This window comes from Paenarthrobacter sp. 4246, assembly GCF_040546855.1.
In the GTDB taxonomy this organism is placed as follows: Bacteria; Actinomycetota; Actinomycetes; order Actinomycetales; family Micrococcaceae; genus Arthrobacter.
In genome coordinates this window covers 80,805-104,168 of the sequence record NZ_JBEPOP010000006.1, presented here as the reverse complement: position 1 = coordinate 104,168, position 23,364 = coordinate 80,805, and the positions used below count along the sequence as shown (strand labels likewise).

Sequence of the window (23,364 nt, the reverse complement as noted above, 5' to 3'; positions counted from 1 at the left end):
CAACCGGCGTTCAACTTGGCTCCGTAGGCTTCCAGCCAAGGACCCGTTCGCACGGTGAAATTGTCTCGTTGAATGTGTAGGGGGAATCATGGCCAAGCGTCGGATCAACAACGTCAATACTGCGCCTTTGCGGCGGATCGAACCGGACCATCACTGGCGTTCACTGCGCCAGGGGGATCGGGTCAGCGTCACTCTGACGCCGGGTTACGAATCGTCCGGGGTGGTGGACGCCGTCACCGGCGATGCCACCGCGGTGTGGGTGGAGCTCGACGGCGGACGCGGCCGCACGTTGGTACACGTCAGTGACGGCGTGGCGATCGTTCCGCAATCAACGACGGCGGCAGTCCCGCAGGAGAGCTAAACCCACCTTTGCAATGGGCTACGCTACGGGAGTGACGCTGCCCTATTTCCTCCGCAAGGACGGTTCGTCAGGCCCTCTGGCCTTCGCCCACCGGGGATTCTCCTTGGATGGCCTGGAGAACTCCATGTCAGCATTCCACGCTGCAGTGGAACTGGGCACCGTGCACCTGGAAACGGATGTCCACACCACCTCTGACGGCGTACTTCTGGTGTTCCACGATTCCTCCCTGGACCGCGTGACTGATTCGGTGGGCAGGGTTTCGGAACTGACCGCCCACAAGGTTGCCCGCGCGCGCATTGGCGGCGTGGAGCCGGTGCCAACTTTTGACGAGTTGGTCACGGCGTTGCCCCAAGCCCGGCTGAATCTTGACGTCAAGGATTGGAATTCCGTGGGCACTATGGCGGCGGCTATTGAGAAGCATGGCGTCCATGACCGGGTTCTGGTCACCAGCTTCTCTGATAGGCGACGCCGCGCAGTCCTTTCCAAGCTTTCCCGTCGTGTGGCCTCCTCAGCGGGCAGTTCACTCACTGCTCTTTTCGTTCTTCTTGGCCCCGTGCTTCCGGTTCCCTTGGCACGCAAGCTGCTCTCCGGCGTCGACGTCTTCCAGGTTCCTGTTCGCTATGGGCGGTTGCCGGTGGTGACGGCGGGATTCATCCGTCGAGCGCACCGGTTGGGCAGGCAGGTTCATGTGTGGACCGTCAATGATCCGGCAGAGATGGAACGGTTGCTGGACCTAGGTGTGGACGGGCTCGTGTCCGATCGGCTGGACCTTCTGAAGGAAGTCATGGTGCGCCGGGGCGAGTGGGTCTAATAGAGCGTCCGGGGGTGGGGACGCTCTATCACTTCCCTCGGGTTTGGTGGGGACGCTCTATCACTTCCCTCGGGTTTGGTGGGGACGCTCTATCACTTCCCTCGGGTTTCGATCGCTGCAGGCCGGATTTGGCTCGCACGGATCCTGGCGAGGTCGAACTTGTTGCTGCGGTCGAAGTTGAAGATGCCGTTTTTCTCCTGGAAGACGTCCGTCAGCTGGGTGTAGCAGTAACCGAACATGTCCGGGTTATCCAGGAGCACTGAGCAAAGTCCATCGAAGCGGGTGTAGAACTCTTCCTCGCTGCTGACGCGCTGGCCGTAGCCCCATGACGATGCGACGTCGCTTCCGTCCACAGCCTGGCGGGCCTCAACTTCGTTCCACCAGATCCCCCCGAATTCCGAGACGAAGTAGGGCTGCCCGGCATACGGCACTGAGTAGTCCTGGCCGTCCGCTGTGCGGTTGATGAACGGTTTGCCGTCCGCAAGGCCCTGTTGTTCCAGGCGGAAACGATCCGGATCCTGCTCATAGGAGTGGGAATCGTAGATGTCCGTTTCCCGGATGCGGTGGGAGTAGCCGGAGGCGTCGATGACCGGGCGTGTGGGATCAGCAAGCTTGGTAGCCAGGAACATGGCTTCGGTGACGTCATCCAGCACAGTGGGGCGGTCGTGCATCACTTGGTGTGTCTCGTTCAGCGGGCACCAACCAATGATGGAAGGGTGATTGAAGTCGCGCTTAAGCACTTCCAGCCACTGCGCCACGAAGCTCGCTGTGGGCTTTTGGTTGTGCCCCACGGTTCCTCCGCCGGAGACACCCCAGTCGCCGAACTCGCCCCACACCAGGTACCCGAGCCGGTCAGCGTGGTAGAGGAAGCGTTCCTCGAAGACTTTCTCGTGGAGCCGGGCGCCGTTGAAACCAGCTGCCATGGACAGTTCGATGTCCTTGATCAAGGCTGCGTCATCCGGAGAGGTCATCAGCGATTCGGGCCAGTAGCCCTGATCCAGAATGAGGCGTTGGAACACTGCTTTGCCGTTGATGCGAACAACCTTTCCGTCCAAGGCAACGGACCGCACTGCTGCGTAGCTGCTGACGTGGTCAACAGTATTGCCGGCGGAGTCCATCACGCTGACCTCAAGGTCATATAAGAAGGGATCTTCAATGGACCAAGGGCGCAGGGACTCGCTGGGGATTTCCAGCCGAAGGGAGGGCGTAAGGTCCAGATCGGCTTTGACCGTAGCTTCAACCCGCATGTCACCCTTGTCGCTGAGTACCGCGGTGATGGTGTGCCCGCTCCGGTTCTGGCTGACAGGCACCTCAAGTGTGATGCTGGAGTCCGCCAGGTTGGGGGTCATTTGGAGGCGCTTGATATGGACCTCAGGGACTGCTTCCATCCACACGGTCTGCCAGATTCCGGTGGTCCTGGTGTACTGGCAGTGGGTGTTGTTGTACCACGTGGCTTGCTTGCCGCGGGCCTGCATTTCGTGCCGGGAATCCCTGGCCCGCACCACAATTATTGCGTCCGTACCGGGCTCGGCCACTCCTCCAAGGTCTGCACTGAAGGGAGTGAAGCCGCCGCGATGGCGGGCCACTTCGACGCCGTTCACCCACACCGTGGCGTCGTGATCCACAGCGCCAAAGTGAAGCAGGACATTCCGACCTGCCCACTCCTGCGGAATGGTCACCGTGCGCCGGTACCAGACTGCTTCCATGAAATCGACGTGCTCAATCCCGGAAAGCTTAGATTCCGGCGCGAACGGCACCAGGATCTCGCTGTTGAGTTCGCGGGTGGTGAGGCCGCGTTCCAAACCGGAGTCACCGGCGTCGATCTCAAATGCCCAGGTTCCGTTGAGGTTCAGCCACTGCTCGCGGACCAGCTGCGGGCGGGGGTGTTCAGGCTTCGGGAGGGAGGGGATCACATCAGAGTACGTCAAGGCCAGTCCTTCGAGAGCGGGATGGGGGAGTCATTTCCAGTGAAGCGCATTGGGAGAAAATTTGCAACGTTAGAAATTTATGGACTTAGCTCAAGCGAGCCCTCAGTGTTAGTAGGTGGATTCCCGCCCCTTCAGCTCATGCGGGATCACTACTTCCTCGGCAGGGAGGTCGGTTCCGGCGATCCGGGCCAGCAGCAGGCGACAGGCTTCGTCGGCAAGGGCGGGCATGTCTGGGGCGATGCTAGTCAGCGAGGGAGCCATGAATGCGGCCTCGGGAATGTCGTCCCAGCCGGCCACTGCCATCTGCTCCGGTACCCGTAATCCCCGTCGCCTGAAGGCGCGCAAGGCACCCACGGCAAGGACGTCGCTGGCGCAGACAACACCATCGCAGTCAACGCCGGAGTTGAGGAGTCGCAGGGCTGCAAGCTCGCCTTCTTCGCGGCTGTAGTGCTGGACGTCCACCACCAAATCCGGCTCGTAGTAAATGCCGCATTCCTCCAGCCCGCGCCGGAAACCATCCAACCTGAGCATGGCCGTGCCCTCCCCGCTGCCCGGACGCGCGCCGATGAAGCCCAATCGCCGTCGCCCCCGGGCTGCCAGATGGCTGACGAGGTTCCGCGCGGAAGCGTCGTTGTCAATGCTCACGTGGGGGACGCCTGCTCCACTCAAACGTTCACCGAGCAGGACCATGGGGGTGGTGTCGGTGCGGGTCTGAAAAAGGGACAAATCCATGGTCAATGGACTGTAGATTACGCCGTCCACCATCCGGTCCCGATAGCCTGCCAACACGGACTTCTCAGCCTCGGGATCCAGGCCGAAAACCTCAGTGAGGACGGTGTAGCCCCTGTGTTTGGCCGCTGAGATGACTTCCTCTGCAAGCCTGCCAAAATAGGGTGAAGAAATTTCGGGAACAGCCAGAACCAGGGTGTTGGACGTTCCTTGGCGCAGTTGGCGCCCGGCAAGGTTGGGGCGGTAGTCAAGCTCGGCGATGGCGGCCAGGACTTTGTCCCGCGTAGAAGCCCTGACGTTGGGGCGGTTATTGACAACGTTGGACACCGTTTTCCAGGACACGCCGGCCAGGCTGGCTACCTCTTTGACCCCGGGTTCGCCGCTTTTCGTCCTTCGCACAGCAGGCCGTACAGGAAGAATTTCGTCAGAAGTCATGCTTTGCGTTCCTAGCAGCGTCGGTGAACCGGTCAAGGCAAGGATGCCCTTGACAAACCCTATCGGTCCCTTCATTGTTTCTAACGTTAGAACTTTATCAAGGACGTAAGTTCACCAGCGTCGCGTCGGGCAGGAAACATCGATGTACGAGCCAAGAAGTATGAAGTCGCTGCTGCGACCCAACCAAGAGCAGTCTCCTAAGCAGGGTCTCTATGCGGGCTCTTCGGGAATCAGCCGGCGCGCAGTGCTGCGCACGGCAGCTGCAGCCAGTGGAATTTTCGCTGCGGGCGCCCTAACTGGGTGCGCCGGTCCCTCGAGCGGGACGTCCATTCAGTCCTGGGATCTGTTTTCAGGTGCTGACGGTGTAAAAATGCGCGCCATGATAGGGGCCGTAAGCACAGCCAACAGCCTCGATGTCCGGCCGGTCACGCTGGCCTGGGGATCGCCTTACTACACCAAGCTCGCCATGGCCGCCTCAAGTGGCAAGGCCCCGAACACCGCCATCATGCACCTCTCGCGGCTGGCCGGTTTCGCTCCCGAGCGCCTGCTCCAGCCCTACGACCTCGACCTCCTGGCGGAGTATGGGCTAAAGCCAGCGGATTTCGCTCCTGCAGTGTGGGAGAGGTGCTTCTACAACGGAAAACTCTTTGCTGTTCCCATGGACACCCACCCCTTCATCCTGCTCTACAACAAGGACTTGGCCGTCAAGGCCGGCATAGCTAACAGCGACGGCAAACTTCGGGAAATTTCCTCCCCCCAGGCACTCATGGAGGCAGCTTCCAGAATGGCTGTCGCCACTGGAAAGCAGGGACTTTCCTTTGGTCATGTGCTGGACTCCGCGCAGTCGTGGAGATTGTTTTGGGGCTTTTACAACCAAACCGGTGGCGGATACACAATGACGGCGGGGCAGCCCGCGCGGATAGACAAGGCCAAGGCAACAGAGGTGTTGGCCTTCTTGAAAGAGCTGCTGGATGGCAAGGCGGCCGTTAATAATCAGACCTACCACGGCGCTATTGCCGATTTCACTACCGGCACCACAGGCATGATCTTCTCCGGTGAGTGGGAGCTGCCCGCGTTCGCCAAAGCCGTGCCCAACCTTGGTGCCGTTCCCATGCCGACCCTCTTTGGCACACCGGCCAGCTACACCGACTCCCATGTCTGGGTACTGCCAAAGCAGGTAAGTAAGGATTCTGAAGCCTTTAAAGCCTCACATCAGTTCGTGGCCGGAATACTCAAGGAGGGACTCAACTGGGCCCAGGCGGGCCACATTCCTGCCTTCACTCCGATTCAAAACACTGACGAGTACCGCGCGTTGGTGCCTCAGGTGGATTACGCGGCCGCCGGCGAAACGCCGGCTTTCGACCCTGCTGTGTGGTTCGCCGGTGCCGGCACCGATTTTCAAAACCAGCTTTCACAAACGCTTTCCGCGGCGCTGCAGGGCACTGTCACGGTGGAGAACGCCGTGAATTCCATGATGGAGCACGTGCAGACGATGCTCTCAGCCCCCAACCCGACGTAACGCTGAGGTGAAAACAATGCTGACAGAGCTTTCTGAAACCAAACCTGGCACTGCGTTGGTAAGTCCTAGTCCAGGACGGAAGATCAGACAGACCAGCGGCTTCTGGTACGTGGTCCCTTTCCTGGCGGCTTTCGCACTTTTCCTTCTCTGGCCCATCATCTCCGGACTGTGGATGAGCATGACCAACCAGAGCCTCACGGGCGCCGGGGGTGAGTTCACGGGTTTCGGTAACTACGCGGAAGCCTTGGGAGACAAGGCCGTCTGGCAGTCCCTGGGCAACACCGCCGTCTTCACCCTCTTCACCGCAGCACCCCTGGTGGTGTTGTCGTTCGTGATGGCGCACTTGGTGTACGTGGGGCTTCCGGGCCAGTGGCTATGGCGGCTCAGTTTCTTCGCACCGTACCTACTGCCCGTTTCGGTGGTGGCTGCGCTGTGGCAGTGGATGTTCCAACCGGGCTTCGGGCTGGTCAACGCCACACTGGATGCGTGGGGAATCAAGCAGATCGGCTTCCTGAACACTGAGGGTGTAGCCATGTTCTCGGTGGTGCTGGTGACTATTTGGTGGACCGTGGGCTTCAACTTCCTGCTGTACCTATCGGCGCTTCAGAACATTCCGGACCACCTTTTCGAAGCCGCCCAGTTGGATGGGGCGGGGCCATGGCGGCGACTCTTCTCGATCACCATCCCTATGGTCAACCGAACCACAGTCATGATCGTCATGCTCCAGATTCTGGCGTCACTGAAAGTTTTCGAGCAGATCTACCTGTTGACGTCCGGCGGCCCCCGCGGCAGTACCCGGTCCGTCCTGGAGTACATCTACGACATCGGCTTTAGCGGTTACCGGTTGGGCTATGCCTCCGCAATCTCCTACCTCTTCTTTGCACTTATCGTCGTCATCGCAGTGGTCCAGTTGCGTCTGATGAACAGGAAGGCGTCTTGACCATGTCCATCCAAACGCAAACCCGACAGGCGGCCCCGGCCGCACCTTCCCGTAGGAACAGCGCACAGAACGGCAGCACAATTGCCAGGGTCGGCGGGATTCTGGCGCTTGTCATCCTCGCCCTCATGTGGCTGCTGCCTATCCTTTGGGGTGTCACCACCTCCCTCAAAAGCGAAGAAGACGCCGCTACGTCACCTTTTGTGGCACCCACATCCGGCTGGAACTTCGATGCCTACGTGCAAGTCCTCAGCCAAGGGGACGTGCCGCGATGGATGCTGAACAGCCTGGGCATTTCCATTGCCGTCACCGTCCTGACCGTTGGAATTTCGGCACTTGCCGCGTACGGATTCTCCCGCATGGAATTCCGGGGGCGGAAATGGCTTTTCGCAATGACCGTGGCGTCCATCATGGTCCCCGGCCAAATCCTCATTGTGCCTTTGTACCAGCAGATGAACTCCATGCAGCTTGCTGATACATGGGCGGGCATTGTCCTGCCGCAGGTGGTTGCTCCCATGATGGTGTTTATCCTCAAGAACTTCTTCGACACCATTCCCAAAGAGTTGGAGGAAGCGGCCAGGATTGACGGCGCCGGTGGCCTTCGAGTGTTCTTCACCATTGTGATGCCGCTGTCCCGCCCCATCCTGATTGCTGTCTCCATCTTTGTGTTCATCGGAGCGTGGAATAACTTCCTGTGGCCTTTCATCGTCACCAACAACCCGGATCTGCTGACACTTCCGGTTGGGCTGGCGACCATTAAGAACGCCTACGGTGTCCAGTACGCACAGACCATGGCCAGCGCCATCCTTGCGGCACTCCCGCTGCTGATCATGTTCATGCTGTTCCAACGCCACATCGTGAAGGGCTTCGCGACCTCCGGTTTGGGAGGACAGTAGCCGCGTCAGCAGGACCATCCGCGGGAGAATTCAAAAACCTAACGCGAGATGGGGTTGAGTACCACCGGCCACCACGCGAGGATAAGGAACGTGACCCGATTCCGATTAGCCATCCTGGATGATTACCAGCAGGTCTCCGGCGATTACGCCCCATGGGACTCCCTGCTCGACGACGGCGTGAAGGTGAGCGTTTTCAGCGCACCTTTCGTGTCGGAAGAGCAAGCCGTGGCCGCCCTGGCGCCGTTCGACATCATTGTGGCGATGCGCGAACGCACCCGTTTTCCCCAGGATGTCCTTGAGGCGCTGCCGAACCTGAAGCTGCTGGTGACCACTGGCATGGCGAATGCCGCTATCGATCTTGAATCTGCAGCGGACCGCGGCATCGTGGTGTGCGGGACAGGTGGTTCACCGGCGGCAGCGCCCGAGCTGACGTGGGCTTTGCTCATGGCGTTTGCCCGGAATCTGACTGTGGAGGAGAACTCACTGCGGGCTGGTGACTGGCAGACCGGCGTCGGGTTTGAACTCGAAGGCAAGACGCTGGGAATCGTTGGCCTGGGCAAGATCGGCAAGCGAATGGCCGGCTACGCCAAAGCATTCGGTATGGACGTCCTGGCTTGGAGCCAAAACCTCACGGCCGATGTTGCGGAGGCCGCTGGTGCCCGGAAGGTCAGCAAAGAGGAGCTGTTCCGTGAGTCCGACGTCGTGACGCTGCACCTTCGGCTGTCCGAGCGGACAGAAGGAATTGTCGGTTCCAGAGAACTGCGTCTTCTTGGTCCGGAAGGCGTGCTGGTCAACACCGCGCGGGGTCCTTTGGTGGATGAGGCCGCCCTGATCCAGGCGCTGGAGGAGGGGTGGATCCGCGGCGCCGCGCTGGACGTGTTCGACGAGGAACCCCTTCCGTCCGGGCACGCGCTGCTGCACTCTTCGCGGACAGTGCTCTCACCGCATATCGGGTACGTGACCCATGAGAGCTACCGGCAGTTCTATGGCGGGGCTTTCGAGGACGTCAAGGGGTGGCTCGACGGGGTTCCTGTTCGGGTGATCTCGGGCTAACCAACCGCTAAGTTACGCTCGGGCAAGCGCTTTCCGAACGAAGCTGGCAAGATGGACCCATGCGTATCCTCATCGCCCCGGACAAGTTCAAGGGATCACTGACCGCCGCCGAAGCCGCGTCAGCCATGGCCGAAGGCGCCCTCCGTGTTTACCCGGATGCCGTGACCACCCAATTCCCGGTGGCCGACGGTGGCGAAGGCACACTGGATGCCGCGATCGCTGCAGGCTACGAAGAGCGAAACAACGCGGTGGTCGGGCCCATCCTCAAGCCCGTCGGAGCCTCCTGGGCGATCCGGAAAGACGCCTTTGGCGGGGCAAGTGTCGTTATCGAAACCGCGATGGCATCCGGCCTGGCCCACATGGTGCCGACGCCGGAGAACTCACTGCGGGCCCACAGCTACGGCTGCGGCCAGCTCATCGCGGCCGCCTTGGACGCCGGTGCCACCGAGATCGTGCTCGGGCTGGGTGGCTCGGCAATGTCCGACGCCGGCAGCGGCGCCTTGCGTGCCTTGGGGCTCAAGCCCCTCGATGCTGCCGGGAATGTGGTGCCGCTCGGCGGAGGTTCCCTGGCCGACGTCGTCGCTGTCGATGTCTCCGAACTGGATCCGCGGCTTTCTACCGTGAAGTTCCGCATCGCCGTCGACGTCCAAAACCCGCTGTACGGGCCGGAAGGCGCCGCACATGTTTTCGGCCCGCAGAAGGGTGCCGATGAAGATGCTGTTGAGAAGCTCGACGCCGGTCTCCGCAACTGGGCGTCGCTCCTTCGGGAAGCTACGGGCCGCGACGTGAACGTTCCGGGAGCTGGAGCGGCGGGTGGGTTCCCGGCGTCGTTCCTTGCTTTCACAGACGCCGCGCTGGAAGGCGGCTTCGCGCTGGTCGCCGGTCTGACCGGCCTCGCGCAGCATTTGGGTGAGGCCGATCTGGTGATTACCGGCGAAGGGTCCATGGACGAGCAATCGCTCACAGGCAAGGCGCCGATCGCACTTGCCGACGCCGCAAGCGTGCACGGAATTCCCGTCATCGCAGTCGCAGGGCGCATCACGGTAACGCCCGAAGACCTGGCCAAGCACGGGATTGTGGCCGCCGCCCAGTTGCTGGACGTTGCGCAGCGCAAAGACGGCGTTCCTGACGTCGCCGACGCGGTAGCCAATGCCGCAAAATACCTCGCGTGGGCTACCAGCCAGGTGCTCGAGGGAGCCTGATTACTGCCGGTAGCCCTCGACTTCGCTGACGGGCCGTGGTTCGGCGTCGTCGGGGTTCCCGCCCGCGTCCTTTTTGGCGCGGCGTTGGCGCAGCAAGTCCCAGCATTGGTCCAGCTGGGCCTCCAGTTGGGCGAGGCGGGCGGTGTCGTTGTCTGACCCTTCGGAGTCACGCAAGCGGTGCTCCTCTTCGACCAGCGACTGGATGCGCTCCAAGAGATCCTGGTTGTCCATGGCTGTCTCCTTTGGTACGGGATTGCGGATATCTCGAAAGTAGTCCTGTAGGTGCGGTGCGTCTACCAATGGCCACCGGCATACTTGGGACATGAAATTCACAACCACCATCGTTGGCGATGGCAATAAGGCCGGCATCGAAGTTCCCCACAAGATCGTCGACGCGCTTGGAGCCGGCAAACGGCCCCCTGTGGTGGTGACCATCAACGGGCAGAGCTACCGCAGCAGCATCGCGGTGATGGGCGGGAAGTACATGGTGGGCGTCAGTTCGGCCAACCGTGAGCTCACGGGCGCTTCGGCTGGAGACACGGTTGAGGTTGGCCTTGAAGTGGACACCCAGCCACGCGTGATCGAGGTGCCCGAGGACTTGGCCGCCGCGCTGGATGACGAACCTGAGGCAAAGGCCTTCTACAAGACCCTGAACTACAGCTCTCAGCGGCGATACGTCGAGCCGATCGGTGACGCCAAGACCGAGGAGACGCGTGCCCGGCGGATAGCGAAAGTGGTCGCGGATTTGAAGGCGGGGAAGAAGTAGCCCAGTTGGCCGTAGGCTGGTTTCTTCGACCTTGGAGGGGGACTGATCGTGGTCTACGACCGGGAACGTGAGCGGCGCGACGACGCTGCATATGCGGAACATAAGGAAGCTGTCGCACGCGGCGAGAAGCGTGTCCTTCGACGGACCAGCACCGGTGAGTTACACAGCTATCCCAAGGAAGAGATCGGGTTTACGCCGGGGCGGGGGCAGGCGCAGGTCAGTTCGTGGTGGGGCATGGCAATATTGGCTGCTTTTGGGGCGGTGGGATTCCTTGCCACGGTGGTGCTGTTCATCATGCCTGTGTTTCAAGGAGGCGGGCCCTCATGGGGTGCCCTGTGGCCCATGGGCATTGCGGGCTTCCTGGCCTGGTACGGGTTCCGCTTGTCCAGAGACGAATATCGGGCCACGCAATTGCGCGAAAAACGTGGAGCCCCGAAGCCTGGCACGGGAAACGTCGACGTGAACCTGTTGGAGCTGGGTAGCCGTCAGTAGCCCGGTTCGAGGATGCTACCGAAGGGCCCTTACCCTCGGCGTGGACCTGCGCTATCTTATTCCCACCTGCGTCGGGCTGGCTGGGAAGCGCGCGCCAAGTCACAACTAAGCGAGGTAACACAATGCGAATCAGAATTCTCTCTGCTGCCCTCTGCGTGGGCGCGCTGACGGCCTTGTCTGCGACGCCGGCTTTAGCGGCGGGACAGGTGGAAAAGGGTCCGGAAAACTCCAACTCCATCTGCTCGTACTCGGGCCTGAATGACGACCCTGATGCGGCATACCCAGAGGGTGGCCGGGTGCAGTCCTACGGTCAGGCCGTGAGGCAGGGGCTCAAGGCCGAATTGGCTGAGCAGGGCGAATCGCCCAGCCTTCTTTGCAACGGGCACCGGCTTCCCTGGCAGGAAGTGACCGGCAGCCACTGACGTTAGCCCGATAATCAACAGCCGCCTTCCTCTGGCCGAACCCGTTGGAAGGCGGCTGTTGGCATGTGGCCCCCTCAGGTGAGCGCCGCCGTCGTCGACGCCTTCCGCGCTATCAGCGCGATTCCCGCCGCCGAGGCAAAGAAGACGGCACCCAGGATGGCCCAACCCAGCGTGCCATGTTCGACGACGGTGGCGGTCACCACGAGCGGTGCGAGCATGGCCCCCAGGGCAGATCCCATGCCGAACATCCCTTGGTAAGCGCCTGCTTGATGGGGGTTGGCGAGTTCGAAGCTGAGTCCCCAGGCTCCCGCTTGCGAGAGGATCTCCGCGAACGAGTGAAGAAGTGCCGCGCCGGATAGAAGGCTGATGGCGGCGATGACCGGCACCCCGCCCGCCGCGGCGTAGAGCGCGCAGGCCACAGCCATGAGCACGCCACCAATCAGCACGATCTTTCCTGCGCGCCGGGGGTGCTCGGTACCGCGGGAGAGCGGCACTTGCAGCAGAACGACACACAGGGTGTTGATGACAAGGATTGCCGATATCAGGACGTCTGGGGCACTGGTGTCCTGCGAAATCCACAGCGGTACGCCCATCTCGGCGAGCCCAAACTGCATGCCGAAGATACCGGACAGCACGGTCAGCAGTACGTAGCGGCGGTCCTTGAAGGGGGAGATGCCCCGCGTTGGGGCAGGTTTGGCGGGATCGTGGCGGGGTGCGTCCACCCTGGCGGGGAGGCGGCGGAGGGCCATCGCGCTCAGGAGGTAGGCCACGCCGGCGCCGATCATCATTCCCCGGAAGGCACCTGCGGTACCGGCCAACAGCGCGAGCCCGGCGATCATACCTCCCACGGCGATGCCCAGGTTGGTGATGGTGCGGAGGACGGCGCGCGCATTCACGCGGTTCGGGCCGTCGAAGGCCCGGGCGATGATCGCGGATCGCGTAGCATTCGCGCCACGGTCCACGCCCACTGCTATGCAAGCGATTACGACGGCGGTGCTGAAGTTCCCGGCGAACGTATAGCTTGCGATCGCGAGACCCTGGACGGCGACCATGCCGACAAGGAGTCGACGTGCGGAAAAGTGGTCGGCGAGTCGACCACCGATGTACGACGTCGCGACACCGACCCCGCTGGAAACCGTGAGGATCACAGCGATTTCGAGGGCACTCAGCCCGACGAAGCGGCTGAAGTACAGGACTGTCAGGGTGAGGAAGATTCCGCGGCCCACTGTGGATATCAGGATGGCGGAGGCGAGGATCTTGAGGGCGGGATCAGAGAGCGCGACGCGGAGGTTGTGCTGCGGAGCGGGGGCGGTATTGGCGGGGGATTTAGTCACACCCCAGTTCTGTCACCCACTGACGGCGGGCGGTATTGATGTAGCGTAATGCTTCATGTTGAAGTACGAGTTGTCAGAGGCAGATCTGGGCGGCGTGCGCTTTGGCATCTCGCCCCTCTGCGAACTGGGACTCTCCCTCAGGGCTGTTCGCGATCCCAGCCAGTACCCGCTCCAGCTGCCTTGGTTGCGTCGGACGGAAGAAGCCCGCTCACGTTTGGACCTCGATGGATTGCTGTCCTTGGTGGATGACCGGCTGTGGACACCGGACTTCCTGAACCCCCGGCCCCAGTCGCCACTGACCAGAATCGACGACGAGTTCGCAGCATTGGAGCAGCTTTCAGCCGAGCAGTTCCACGGGGATCTGGTCAGGGTGCACGGCGCTGTCCCGACAGTCTTTTCCGGGCCCGTTGGGCAGGCGATCCGACGCATGGTCGGTATCCTCCGGGACTTCTGGGAAACCTGCTTCGAGCCGCACTGGCTGCGCATGCGCACCATCCTGGAAGCGGACATTGTCTACCGGGGCCGGCAGATTGCACAGGCCGGGCTGTTCACGATGCTGAACGATTTGTCCGGTGCTGTGGAGTTCGATGGCCGCGTCATCTCCGTGCGGCTGAAGAATCCGGCGTCGCGGACCGAGAGGACGGACGGCTTGGGGCTGACACTTGTTCCCACCATGTTCACGCGCCGGGCCTCTGCTCCCGTGAACCACGGCGATCCGCCGCTGCTGATGTACCCCGCCAGGGGCCAGGGCGCCATGTGGGAAACGGAACGGATCACGAACCCGGCCGCGATTGTGGCCGTATTGGGTGAGGTCCGGACCAGCCTGCTCACCGCCTTGGCAGCCCCGGCCTCGTCCACAGAGTTGGGCCTGCGCTTTGGCGTCACAACGTCGGCCGTGAACCAGCACCTCAGGGCACTCCGGGACGCAGGACTCGTGACGTCAACCCGCTACGGCCGCAGTGTGCTCTACTTCCGGAGCGAACTGGGCGCGGCGTTGCTGCTGGGGTGACTTCACAGGCAGGACGACGGCGGCAGGCGAGTGTCGCCGTCGTACGTTTTAGTCTTTGCGGAGGCTGTAGGTGCTGATCACGTTGCCCTTGCTGGTAGCGTACTGGTCCTCCAACACGAGCCGGTGCAACGGGTCGCCGTCCTCAAAGAGCCGCCGCCCGCTGCCGGCCACCACGGGATGCGTCATGAGGGTCAGTTCGTCCAGGACGCCCGCGAAAAACAGTTGGCGGACCAGGGAGATGCTGCCGCAGACGGCAATCTCGCCGCCATCCCGGGGCTTGAGGTCGGCGACGAACTTCTCCACATCGCCTTCGATCAGGTGCGAGTTCTCCCACTCAAGAGGCTCTGTGAGGGTGCGCGATGCGACGAACTTTTCCACGGGATTGATGAAGGCAGCAAAGTCCTCATCCCGAGGTGCGGTGGGCCAATATCCGGCCCACTCCTGGTAGCTGACCCGCCCCAGGACCACGGTGTCCACCGTGGTGATCATCTTGGTCAGTCCTCTGCCGAGTTCGTCGTCGAAGCTGTCGAACTGGAACTTGAATGGGTCCTGAACCACGCCATCAACGGAGTGGAACAGGCCGGCGGTGACTTTGCGCAATTGTTTCTCCTGTTGGGCGGCGGGTGTTTGGAGTGTTGGTGTTAGGCGGCGCGGCTGGTGGTTTGGAGGCCGCGGGGCGGAAGGGCGGTCACATTGTTGTGGTCCGGGTTGAGGCGCACGGGCACTTCATGGAGTTCGGCGTAGACCTGGAGTTGTTTCAGTGCATCCTCATCAATGGTCGCTTGGGACAGGTCCATCTCCACTCCGAGACCGCCGCCAAGGCCCTTGGTGCGTTGGACCACTGGGTAGAGACCCTGAAGGCTCAAAGCGGTCACGCGACCGGTCGCTTCGATCTGAATTTGCTCGCCGTCTACGTCGACGCGAACAACAACGGAGAGCTTCTCGCTGGCCAATGCACTGCCTTTCATCCTTGCTGCCACGCTGCAGCGCCCCCAGCGTATGTGCCATGTGTGACCTGCGCAACATTACGACGGTGGTGGCCGGCATGACGGCTGCGGTTGAAGATCGTCGACGTCAGCCAGGCCGCTGTGTACCCACGGATGGATATGGGCTCCTGAGTCACAAACCGAATTGTCCCGGAAGTTGTCTTTGTGACAGCTGGCTGCAGGGGATGTTTTGGGACAACATACGGGACTGAAATGTTACGTCTAGGCTGATTCGGCATTCCACCAGTGCTCAAAAGTGCCTTGATGAATGGCCTACAGCCGTTTGCAAGATGCCCCGGAGTGGATGCCCTTTAGTCCGTTTTGCGGCGGGGCGCGGTGTCGGGGTGCCGTCGCCCCCTAAATCGGCCGAGTGGGACCGTCCCAACGAGAGTGTTCCAGTACTAAGGAAGTGGGACTGTTGACTGGTGGCGTTGAGGGCCCCTTCCCCCGGACGTCTTGGGCCCAATTAATGAGATCGGGCGGCGCGTTCGGGCGTCAGCTGAGCTGCGAGAGGAGACGACGCTCGACACGTTCCATGACGCCTAGAAACGTAGTTTCGTCGGCGTAGGCGCGGGTAATGATGAGTCCACCCTGGATCACGGCAACGGCGTCCAGCGCGTTCTCGTGGGCATCCTCAGGGTCAAGTCCTCCGCGGCGCAGCAGCGCGGCCAGCGCGTCGACCCAGTCTGCGAAGTATGTCTTGACCTCGCCGGCGAACGTTTCCTTCTCCTCGCCGAGTGTCATTGCGGCGAACAGGCAGACATTCTCGCGGGAGACGAAGTAGTCAGAGACTGCCTTCGTCATCGCTGAGACCGCGTCAGCGGCGTCAGTCGCGGAACGGAGCGGCGCGAAAACCTCATCCTCGAACCAGTCACTCACTTGGTCAAGCACGGCCCTGGCCATGTCTGTCTTCCCGTCTGGAAAGAAGTGATACAGGCTGCCGCGACCGATGCCGGCCTCCTGCTGAATCACGGAAAGGGAGCTGCTCTCAAACCCTCGCCGGCGGAAAACGCCGGCGAGGGCGTGGACTGCGTCCGATCGTTCGAGAAGGGTGCGTGGCATTACAGTCCGAGGTCGCTCAAGCCGGGGTGAGCCGCTGGACGAGGCCCGGAGGTATCCCAGAAGAACTTACGGTCGGCCTTGTCGATGGCGAGGTCGTTGATACTCGCGTGGCGGTGCGTCATGAGTCCTTCCTTGTCGAAGTGCCAGTTCTCGTTGCCGTAAGCGCGGAACCACTGGCCCGCTGCGTCATGGTACTCGTAGGCGAAACGAACAGCAATGACGTCATCGGTGTAGGCCCACAATTCCTTGATGAGCCGGTAGTCGAGCTCCCGTTCCCACTTACCGGCGAGAAACTCGACAATGGCGGCGCGACCCTGAACAAACGTCGAGCGATTGCGCCACCAGCTGTTCTCGCTGTACGCGAGGGAGATGCGCTCGGGGTCACGAGTGTTCCAGCCGTCCTCGGCTGTACGCACCTTCTGAATGGCGGTCGCTTCGGTGTACGGGGGGAAGGGGGGACGAGACATTATGGGCTCCTTCATAATTAGACTGTACCGAATAGTACAAGTTGTACTAAACGGTACAACTTTGAACGGCCGCCGTCAATCCGTTTCTTGACGTTCTATGTGGTGCGCTTGTGCGACGTTGGACAGGATGTCCGGCTTGGGATCCCCATAGGGGGTCTGCGAGGAATCGAACAGGAGAGGGAGGTCTCACGCTGACAATCAAATCCGCAATGGGGAGTGTGTCCCGCCTCTGAGGCTCCCAATTCCAAGGAAGTGGAACACCGAAACCACGGCAGGGCAGCGAGGTCTGCGTAGCGTGATTCCTAGCGAGCAGGAAGGCGCGAGTACATGTACATGTCCTTGCGCTGGCCGCCAATCTCTAGCCAGCTCCTCATCGTCCCTTCCCGTACGAACCCGCTGCGCTCGGCTGCGCGCCAGGAGCCCTCATTCCAAGGCTCGACGTAGAGTTCCAATCGATGAATCCCGGGTTGCGCAAGACCCCAGGCGGCGAGGGCACCTAAAGCAGAGGAAGCAGCTCCCTTCCCCCGATGACTTGGCGCCACCCAATAGCCAATGCTCGCCCGGCCTTGGCTGAGGTTCTTCAGCCACAGCCCGATTTGGCCAACCGCCTGATCAGAGGAGGAATCAGCAATAGCGAAGGAGTACCCGGTGCCATCAACTAAGCGTTGGTGCTGTCTTTCGATGAAGGCCAGAGCTGCCTGGCGTGAACCGCTGGCGGGAACCGTCGTGATGGCAGGAATTAGTGGATCGCTCGAGGCTTCCTGTACCACAGGAACATCGGCTGCCGTAAATGGGCGGAGCCTGTAAGGGGGCGCAACGAGTACAGGCTGCTCCAGAGGATTCATCCTCAGGCTCTACGCGGAGCCCCCGGGCAGCGGGGGAGATACCGAAACTGCCACCGTCCCACGTCCAAGGAAATGGGATACCGTCTTTCCCTTTGGTGGCGACAGGTGATCCGTCTGCGCCAGGAGGAAAAAGACAAGCAGAAGGAGGAGGCCTCGGAGGCCTCCTCCTTCTGCTTAGGCGGATCTGGTTTAGAAGAAAACGAAGAGTCCTAACCGAATACGCGATATGCGAGTGTGCGTATCGGCATCAGGGGTTGAACGATGAGCTCTCGTCCGGGGCTGGTGCCGTTATGGGTTTCGACCGTGATCGCATGTTGGTCAGTGTCAGTGAGTGGGGTCCCGGTAGGCATGACGTATATCAGCGGCGCTCTTGGAACTATTCTCCTGGGATCGGGAGAGTTCCGCGGTCAAGCGTCGCTGGCGCCATAGCCGCACTTCATTGATGAAGAACGGGAGGGAACCCCATACGGTGAAGCCGATCTTCCATTCGGGCGTCAAGTCACCGGTGGTCAGCATTATCACCACTCCGAGGATGAGTAACAGCAGGTATGGGACCCTGAAGTTCTTGATGTTCTCTTTCATGGTGGCCCCTATTGGCAGTCGCGTGCGGGCTGGACCGTTTGGCCGCCTCGGCCAGTAACGGGGAATCCATAGCAGGTGGTGGCGTTCAGTCCGTTGGAGGCCCACATTGAGGAGATGTGCCTCATGACGTCTTTCGCTCCGGAGAATCCAACAATTCCGCAGACCATGGCGAAGATACGTCCAGGGATTCCGCCAACCAGCGAAAGCATGCAGCCGCCGCCGGCGCCTGCAGCCAGGATCGTGCCAAGGCTCGCACCGATGGCGTGGGCTTCATAACCCCACATAGCGATGATGGGGTATGGAATCCATTGGATACTCGGATCGGCAACGATGGGGTACTGAGCCCCTTCGGTGTTTACGTGCTGGATTAGTGTCCTGCCAACGATTTCGTAGTTAGTAGCTAGTTTCTTACCGTTCGCATCCAAAGCCCAGGGGGATTTGATGAACGGGTACAGAAGGCTTGACTCGCTGTCTTTGAGAAGTACTGAGCCGTCGGTCTGCAGGGACGGCGTGTAGCCATCCGGGATTTCCAAGTCGAAGAAGGCCTTATCACCGTGCCGTAGAACGGTCATCAGGCTTGATGAATCATCACCGATTTTCGACACGGAATCATCTTCATCCTGCGCCTTGATTGCCACATCAACCTGTTTGCCTGTGGCACCTGTTCCTTCCGGGGCCGGTAGTGCCCCTGCGATCGCCGGAGCGCTTCCGGTAATGGAGTCCTTTGGAACCAAGCCGTCATCGGCCTTTAACGCTTCATTCACGATCGAAACAGCCGAGTCGTTAGTCGCTTCGTTTGCTTCCCCAGGCGACGCCTGCGCTGGTAGGCTCCCCGCGCTGAGGATCAGAGAAATTGCGATAGCAACGCCGGCCGGGCGTGCAAAGCTAAACATCGATTCTTTCAAAAAACTCTCCCCCATGTGCCGGGGCGGGTTGATTTCCGCGCTGCCGGAACTCACACCCTTCACGTTTTTCACGCAGTTGTAAAGTCAAGCGCATATGAGCGATTGATGGTCCGCTTACGGTACACAATCGCAGTGCAGACGACTTCTGTAGTCAGCGGTGGCGTCTTATGAAATGGATGGCTTGCAATATCCACTTTGGGTCTCCCGGTTCTAGAAGCAGCACGCCCCTTCTAGCTCTACGGGATGCGACAGTAACAGCGGACGCTGCCGCACGAGCTGGCTTGGATGTTCCACTTCTAAGGAAGTGGGACATCCGGCTGGGAAGCCCTGAACGCGACCTGACCTCCGGAGACCGCGCCAAGAGAAAGGGCGCTTGACTTGACAAAGGATAGCGGTCACTTGAGACTCAGAACGGCTTCGCGGTGTGATCGCCAACACATTCTTGGGGCGGGTGTGATGCCAGTAATTCACTAAAAATTCTGGGGAAGGAATTACGACATGCGTAAATCACGATTGGCTCTTTCCGGCGCTGCAGCCGCGGGTGCTATTGCAATCTCGGGGCTGGCCACGGCGCCGATGGCCTCCGCCAGTGCAGCGGCTTCGGTGACCGGGTCCTACGCCTACTACAACTCGTCCACTAACGTCCTGACGAGCCGGGACACCCGCGTAGATGGCGTCTCATCTGTGGCGCAGCTCAGGTATGTTTCGAACGGGACTACCTACATTGCGACGCTGACCAACAGTCAGGGAAGCGGCGAGCAGGCCCAAGCTCAAAGCAGCGGCCTGCGAGGGACCGTTTACGTCCGGGCGTGCCTCAACAACCGAAGCGCCGGCACTGGCATCTATGGTTGCTCAGGTTGGGTGGCTTCGGCAGCCTAGGAACTTCAATAAGAGGATGGGGATAACGTACTGTCTATCCCCATCCTCTTATTGTCTAAGTCGCGGCACTGATGGGGGCTATCGACTGACGCACTCATCGCCCCTAGCCCCACCCCCTCAGGCTTCCTCTGAAAACTGAGCGGCCAACCCCGTAACCTGCCTTGTCCTGGTTCCAAAGAAGTGGGACTGGCCTCAGGGTCTGGCAGTGTGGGGTTCGTGGGTTTTCCTTTTGCGGGGGCAGGATGGTGGCATGTTTGAGGGTTTCGAGGAACGCCACATCGACGTCGGGTCGTGCAGTCTGTTTGTCCGTTATGGTGGCGAAGGTCCACCGGTTCTGTTGCTTCACGGGCATCCGCGCACGTCCGCTACATGGCATCGGGTCGCTCCTCAACTGTTGAACGCGGGATTCTGTGTCGTTTGCCCCGACCTCCCGGGTTACGGACAGTCGAGCAAACCGGCACCGACAGTGGACCATGCAGCCCATTCAAAGCGCGCGACCGCCCGGCACATGGTCGCACTTATGGCGGAACTGGGTCACGAGCAATTTAGGCTCGTGGGACATGACCGGGGCAGCTACACTGCGCTGCGACTGGTCTTGGATTATCCCGGAATGGTCTCCAAGGTCGCCCTGCTCGATTGCATCCCCATCAGTGAGCATCTAGCCAGGGCCGATGCGAGGTTCGCTACAAAGTGGTGGCATTGGTTCTTCTACGCCCAACCAGATATCCCGGAACGGGTGATCATGGCAGATCCGGACAGCTGGTATGGCGGGAGCGCGGCGGCAATGGGGCAGGAAAACTACGATGAGTGGCGCAGGGCGATCCATAACCCGGACACGGTGCGGGCCATGCTTGAAGATTACCGGGCGGGCGTGACCATCGACCGGCAGCATGAGGAAGCCGACAGGCAGGCGGGAAGGGCAGTTACCGTGCCCCTGTTGCTGCTCTGGTCGCTCCGGGACGACCTTGTAGATCTCTACGGCGATCCGCTCAGGGTCTGGGAGCGGTGGGCGACCGATGTTCGCGGCCACGGCATCGATTCAGGGCACCACATGGCCGAGGAAGCCCCGGACGAGTTATCGTCCGCCCTGCTGGGATTCCTCTAACTGCACCGTTCCGTTCTGCAACTGAAAAAAGAAAGCTGGAACGAAATGGCACGTCCTTTGTCTACGGGGGAGAACCTCACCTCGGACGCATGGTCCATCCAAGAGCAACTTCCCCGCTGGGCAAGGGGCATCTATGAGGAATCCCCAAATGTCTCGGACGTGAGTGTCCCGGTTCCAAGGAAATGGCACATCCGACTGCACCGCCAATATCGGGTGACGTGCCTGTCTTGTAACTAACGATGATCACCGATCTCGAAACACTTAGTCGTAAGACTCGCCGGGGTTCAGAATGGCAAGCTGCGCAGGGGAGCAGAGCTACATCAGTGAGACGCCTCTTATCCCAAGGTTTACGAGACGTGAGCTACAGCCAGGTCTCATTGGCTGGTTAGACTCGGGCGGTGAGAGCTGCCGCAATTTTGGCGTTTCCTCGCCGCTGCTTCAGGGCGCTCCTGTCATTGCGGGGGTTGCATGAGTCGAAACTCATTTCCATCCAACTCTCATTGTCACGGGTTCTCTACCGGAGGAGACTGAGGCGACGGCATCCCATCTCGGACCGCCTGCTAGGCCACCCGGCTGCGGGGCCTCACAGTAGCTTGTAGTGGCCTGGTGGATCAATGAGTTCCATGACACCCATCGAAAAGGCCGCTCAGCGGTCACGCCATCTCTTGCCCTTGCTGACTATCGCACTGATTGGATGTCTCGGCGGGTGCGAGTATGAGTCCGACGACGCATCCCTGCCGTCTGCCAGTTCTCCGATGACGGAGGCTCGCACGGTCCCGCCGCTGCCTGAGAGTCGCGACCCTCGCACGGTCCCGCCGCTGCCGAAGAGTGGCGATATCGACGCCGGCACATATCTAGTCCCCGTCGACGGCTACAAGGAGCCTTTCGAGATCACCGTTCCAGGCGGCTGGTCCGCTCTCGACGGCAATAGCCTGGGCAAGGATGACCCGGATCACCCGGCTGAATGGGCCGTCCACCTGACCCTTGGGTCCGCGTTCTATGTGTCGATGGACGCATGCCACTGGAGGGGTGCCCTTGCCGATGTCGGTCCTGCGGACTGGGCCTTCACTAGGGCTATGGCGGCGCAGTCATCAACGGCAAGCACTCCTCCTGTCAAGATCATGTTGGGCGATTACCCCGGCTTCGAGTTCGACCACTCCGTCGAGGGCGACGTGGACATCCCGGCCTGCGACAGCGGCAAGTTCTGCATCCACTCAGAAATGATGTACCACTGCACACACTGGTACTCGACTCAGAATGAACACGAGACCTACCGGGTGGTCGACGTGGAGGGCCGACGGGCTGTCGTTGCGGTGGGCTATATCGACGAATCGATCAATCCGGAGCTGATAAGAGAGGCGCGCGCCGTTTTCGACTCGATCGTGTTCAGGTCCTTCAAGTGACCAGCTGATCCGATAGGCGATCCCGCCCGCGGTCTCCGACTCCTTCTCTGAACCCACCGGGGTGTCTCATAGGCTCAGTGTCTCGAAACGCTGGGGCTTCGAGGCGAGTTCGAGCGGGCGCCGGAGGAGGTTGCCTGCTGGCCCCGCACTAGCCCTGGGTGAGTGATTCGAGGCGACACGGAGCGGCGCAAGAACAGCGCCATTTATCGCCAACATTCACATTCTCGCGACTCCTGACTGATGGGGGAGTGTCCCGCTAATGGTGTCCCACTTCTAAGCGGCTGAGGGGCGCTGCCGCCCCGAACGCGGACGCGGTACGCGTCCAGATGGTGCTGGTGGGTTAGAGGTTGGTGCCGCCGGTGGCGTCGATCTTCTGCCCGGTGATCCAGCGCGCTTCGTCGGAAGCAAGGAAAGCTACGACGCTTGCGATATCGTCGGGCTGGCCCACTCGACCCAGGGCGCTGCTTGCAGCTACCCCGGCCTGGGCTTCTTCGTTTCCGCGGAGCCAACCAGCGTTGATGTCGGTGTCCACGACACCCGGAGCGACCGAATTCACCGTGATTTTCCTGGGCCCGAGGTGTTTGGCGAGAGTCAGGGTAAAGGCCTCAATGGCTCCCTTGGTGAGGGCGTAGCCAATGATTTCCGGGAACGCTATGCGGGTCACGCCGGAGGAGATGTTGACGATGCGGCCTCCGTCAGCGATCCGGGTCAGCCCTTCCTTGACGATGAAATAGGGTGCGTTGACGTTAATGGCCTGCTGGGTTAGGAAATCTTCCCGGCTGAAGTCTTCAATGGCCCCGCGCAAGGTGACCCCGGCATTGTTCACCAGGACGTGGATCGGCTGGCTCAAGGCGCCGGCTTCTGCAGCGGCTTTGTCGTAGGCGGCCCAAAAATCCTGTGCTGCGGTGTCGGCTCCAAGGTCTGCCTGGAAAGTGAAAGCCTTTCCTCCCGCAGCTTCGATGGAGGCCACCACCTCCGCGGCCGCCTTCCCGTCCCGTCCGTAGTGGACAGCAACAGTCAGGCCTGCGGTGGCAAGGCGGGAGGAGATTGCCGCACCGATCCCTCGGCTGGCTCCACTCACAACGGCGATGTGGTCTTTGTGTGTTTCGCTCATGAATGAGATACTTACATACGTTTAGCGATCACTACAAGAAAGATTTAGAAAACTTATTGTGGCGCTGACCACAGCATGAAAAACCACTCTCGTGGAGGCAGCCGGAATAGATGCCGGCTGCT

At 61.0% G+C, this 23,364-nt stretch carries 26 protein-coding genes; 14 read left to right on the top strand and 12 right to left on the bottom strand.

The window, feature by feature from the left end; translation table 11 throughout:
* Positions 1–88 precede the first annotated feature (88 nt).
* Positions 89–361 (top strand): hypothetical protein, encoded by a 273-nt coding sequence (locus ABIE35_RS12700; protein ID WP_354515382.1) that lies wholly within the window; start codon positions 89–91, stop codon positions 359–361.
* 13 nt (positions 362–374) lie between these two features.
* A complete protein-coding gene (locus ABIE35_RS12695; protein ID WP_354515380.1) occupies positions 375–1,172 on the top strand; it encodes a glycerophosphodiester phosphodiesterase family protein in 798 nt (265 codons plus the stop codon).
* Positions 1,173–1,264: 92 nt separating this feature from the next.
* Here the strand turns inward: ABIE35_RS12695 and ABIE35_RS12690 are convergent, their stop codons facing one another.
* Together ABIE35_RS12690 and ABIE35_RS12685 are read right to left on the bottom strand one after the other, a co-directional pair.
* Entirely contained in the window at positions 1,265–3,106 is a 1,842-nt protein-coding gene (locus tag ABIE35_RS12690) for a glycoside hydrolase family 2 protein (RefSeq protein ID WP_502921386.1), read from the bottom strand.
* Between the two features lie 102 nt (positions 3,107–3,208).
* Positions 3,209–4,264: a LacI family DNA-binding transcriptional regulator gene (locus ABIE35_RS12685; RefSeq protein ID WP_354515378.1), complete on the bottom strand. Its 1,056-nt coding sequence runs from the start codon at positions 4,262–4,264 to the stop codon at positions 3,209–3,211.
* Between the two features lie 379 nt (positions 4,265–4,643).
* Here ABIE35_RS12685 and ABIE35_RS12680 point away from each other — a divergent pair, with 379 nt between their 5' ends.
* The 5 genes from ABIE35_RS12680 (at position 4,644) to ABIE35_RS12660 (ending at position 9,871) form a co-directional block, all read left to right on the top strand.
* Positions 4,644–5,783, top strand: coding sequence for an extracellular solute-binding protein (locus ABIE35_RS12680; protein ID WP_354515376.1), 1,140 nt, complete (start codon positions 4,644–4,646; stop codon positions 5,781–5,783).
* A 178-nt stretch (positions 5,784–5,961) separates the two neighbouring features.
* Complete coding sequence (locus tag ABIE35_RS12675; protein WP_337340153.1) at positions 5,962–6,723, top strand: carbohydrate ABC transporter permease; 762 nt, start codon at positions 5,962–5,964, stop codon at positions 6,721–6,723.
* Positions 6,724–6,725: 2 nt separating this feature from the next.
* Entirely contained in the window at positions 6,726–7,616 is an 891-nt protein-coding gene (locus ABIE35_RS12670; RefSeq protein WP_354515373.1) for a carbohydrate ABC transporter permease, read from the top strand.
* A gap of 90 nt (positions 7,617–7,706) precedes the next feature.
* Complete coding sequence (locus tag ABIE35_RS12665; protein ID WP_354515371.1) at positions 7,707–8,669, top strand: D-2-hydroxyacid dehydrogenase family protein; 963 nt, start codon at positions 7,707–7,709, stop codon at positions 8,667–8,669.
* 59 nt (positions 8,670–8,728) lie between these two features.
* Entirely contained in the window at positions 8,729–9,871 is a 1,143-nt protein-coding gene (locus tag ABIE35_RS12660) for a glycerate kinase (RefSeq protein WP_354515369.1), read from the top strand.
* Here the strand turns inward: ABIE35_RS12660 and ABIE35_RS12655 are convergent, their stop codons facing one another.
* The gene (locus ABIE35_RS12655; RefSeq protein WP_207595644.1) at positions 9,872–10,102 is read right to left on the bottom strand and encodes a DUF2630 family protein; all 231 of its coding nucleotides are present in this window, start codon (positions 10,100–10,102) and stop codon (positions 9,872–9,874) included.
* 91 nt (positions 10,103–10,193) lie between these two features.
* On the opposite strand from ABIE35_RS12655, the gene ABIE35_RS12650 reads away from it, so the two are divergent.
* The 3 genes from ABIE35_RS12650 (at position 10,194) to ABIE35_RS12640 (ending at position 11,551) form a co-directional block, all read left to right on the top strand.
* On the top strand, positions 10,194–10,637 hold the full coding sequence (locus ABIE35_RS12650) for a YdeI/OmpD-associated family protein (protein ID WP_354515367.1): 444 nt from the start codon (positions 10,194–10,196) through the stop codon (positions 10,635–10,637).
* 48 nt (positions 10,638–10,685) lie between these two features.
* On the top strand, positions 10,686–11,129 hold the full coding sequence (locus ABIE35_RS12645) for a hypothetical protein (RefSeq protein WP_354515365.1): 444 nt from the start codon (positions 10,686–10,688) through the stop codon (positions 11,127–11,129).
* 122 nt (positions 11,130–11,251) lie between these two features.
* Entirely contained in the window at positions 11,252–11,551 is a 300-nt protein-coding gene (locus ABIE35_RS12640; protein ID WP_354515363.1) for a hypothetical protein, read from the top strand.
* A 74-nt stretch (positions 11,552–11,625) separates the two neighbouring features.
* Here ABIE35_RS12640 and ABIE35_RS12635 read toward each other — a convergent pair whose 3' ends face one another.
* A complete protein-coding gene (locus ABIE35_RS12635; protein ID WP_354515361.1) occupies positions 11,626–12,885 on the bottom strand; it encodes an MFS transporter in 1,260 nt (419 codons plus the stop codon).
* 55 nt (positions 12,886–12,940) lie between these two features.
* Between ABIE35_RS12635 and ABIE35_RS12630 the strand changes: the two genes are divergently transcribed.
* Entirely contained in the window at positions 12,941–13,894 is a 954-nt protein-coding gene (locus ABIE35_RS12630) for an ArsR/SmtB family transcription factor (protein WP_354515359.1), read from the top strand.
* 48 nt (positions 13,895–13,942) lie between these two features.
* On the opposite strand, the gene ABIE35_RS12625 is transcribed toward ABIE35_RS12630, so the two are convergent.
* The 7 genes from ABIE35_RS12625 to ABIE35_RS12595 form a co-directional block, all read right to left on the bottom strand.
* Positions 13,943–14,494, bottom strand: a complete 552-nt coding sequence (locus tag ABIE35_RS12625) for a dihydrofolate reductase family protein (protein WP_354515358.1) — start codon at positions 14,492–14,494, stop codon at positions 13,943–13,945.
* A 41-nt stretch (positions 14,495–14,535) separates the two neighbouring features.
* On the bottom strand, positions 14,536–14,862 hold the full coding sequence (locus ABIE35_RS12620; RefSeq protein WP_280625425.1) for a hypothetical protein: 327 nt from the start codon (positions 14,860–14,862) through the stop codon (positions 14,536–14,538).
* Positions 14,863–15,375: 513 nt separating this feature from the next.
* Positions 15,376–15,942, bottom strand: coding sequence for a TetR/AcrR family transcriptional regulator (locus ABIE35_RS12615; protein WP_354515356.1), 567 nt, complete (start codon positions 15,940–15,942; stop codon positions 15,376–15,378).
* Positions 15,942–16,409, bottom strand: a complete 468-nt coding sequence (locus ABIE35_RS12610; protein WP_354515354.1) for a nuclear transport factor 2 family protein — start codon at positions 16,407–16,409, stop codon at positions 15,942–15,944. Before ABIE35_RS12610 ends, ABIE35_RS12615 begins: the two co-directional genes overlap by 1 nt.
* A gap of 302 nt (positions 16,410–16,711) precedes the next feature.
* A complete protein-coding gene (locus ABIE35_RS12605) occupies positions 16,712–17,254 on the bottom strand; it encodes a GNAT family N-acetyltransferase (protein ID WP_354515352.1) in 543 nt (180 codons plus the stop codon).
* 324 nt (positions 17,255–17,578) lie between these two features.
* A complete protein-coding gene (locus ABIE35_RS12600; RefSeq protein WP_207595661.1) occupies positions 17,579–17,836 on the bottom strand; it encodes a hypothetical protein in 258 nt (85 codons plus the stop codon).
* 8 nt (positions 17,837–17,844) lie between these two features.
* Positions 17,845–18,813, bottom strand: coding sequence for a hypothetical protein (locus tag ABIE35_RS12595; protein ID WP_354515350.1), 969 nt, complete (start codon positions 18,811–18,813; stop codon positions 17,845–17,847).
* Positions 18,814–19,239: 426 nt separating this feature from the next.
* On the opposite strand from ABIE35_RS12595, the gene ABIE35_RS12590 reads away from it, so the two are divergent.
* The 3 genes from ABIE35_RS12590 to ABIE35_RS12580 all read left to right on the top strand — a co-directional run bounded on the left by ABIE35_RS12590 (position 19,240) and on the right by ABIE35_RS12580 (position 22,128).
* Positions 19,240–19,620 (top strand): hypothetical protein, encoded by a 381-nt coding sequence (locus tag ABIE35_RS12590; protein WP_207595663.1) that lies wholly within the window; start codon positions 19,240–19,242, stop codon positions 19,618–19,620.
* A gap of 250 nt (positions 19,621–19,870) precedes the next feature.
* Positions 19,871–20,725: an alpha/beta fold hydrolase gene (locus ABIE35_RS12585; RefSeq protein WP_354515348.1), complete on the top strand. Its 855-nt coding sequence runs from the start codon at positions 19,871–19,873 to the stop codon at positions 20,723–20,725.
* Positions 20,726–21,339: 614 nt separating this feature from the next.
* Positions 21,340–22,128 (top strand): hypothetical protein, encoded by a 789-nt coding sequence (locus ABIE35_RS12580; RefSeq protein ID WP_354515346.1) that lies wholly within the window; start codon positions 21,340–21,342, stop codon positions 22,126–22,128.
* 340 nt (positions 22,129–22,468) lie between these two features.
* On the opposite strand, the gene ABIE35_RS12575 is transcribed toward ABIE35_RS12580, so the two are convergent.
* The gene (locus ABIE35_RS12575; RefSeq protein ID WP_354515344.1) at positions 22,469–23,242 is read right to left on the bottom strand and encodes an SDR family oxidoreductase; all 774 of its coding nucleotides are present in this window, start codon (positions 23,240–23,242) and stop codon (positions 22,469–22,471) included.
* Positions 23,243–23,364: the final 122 nt, after the last annotated feature.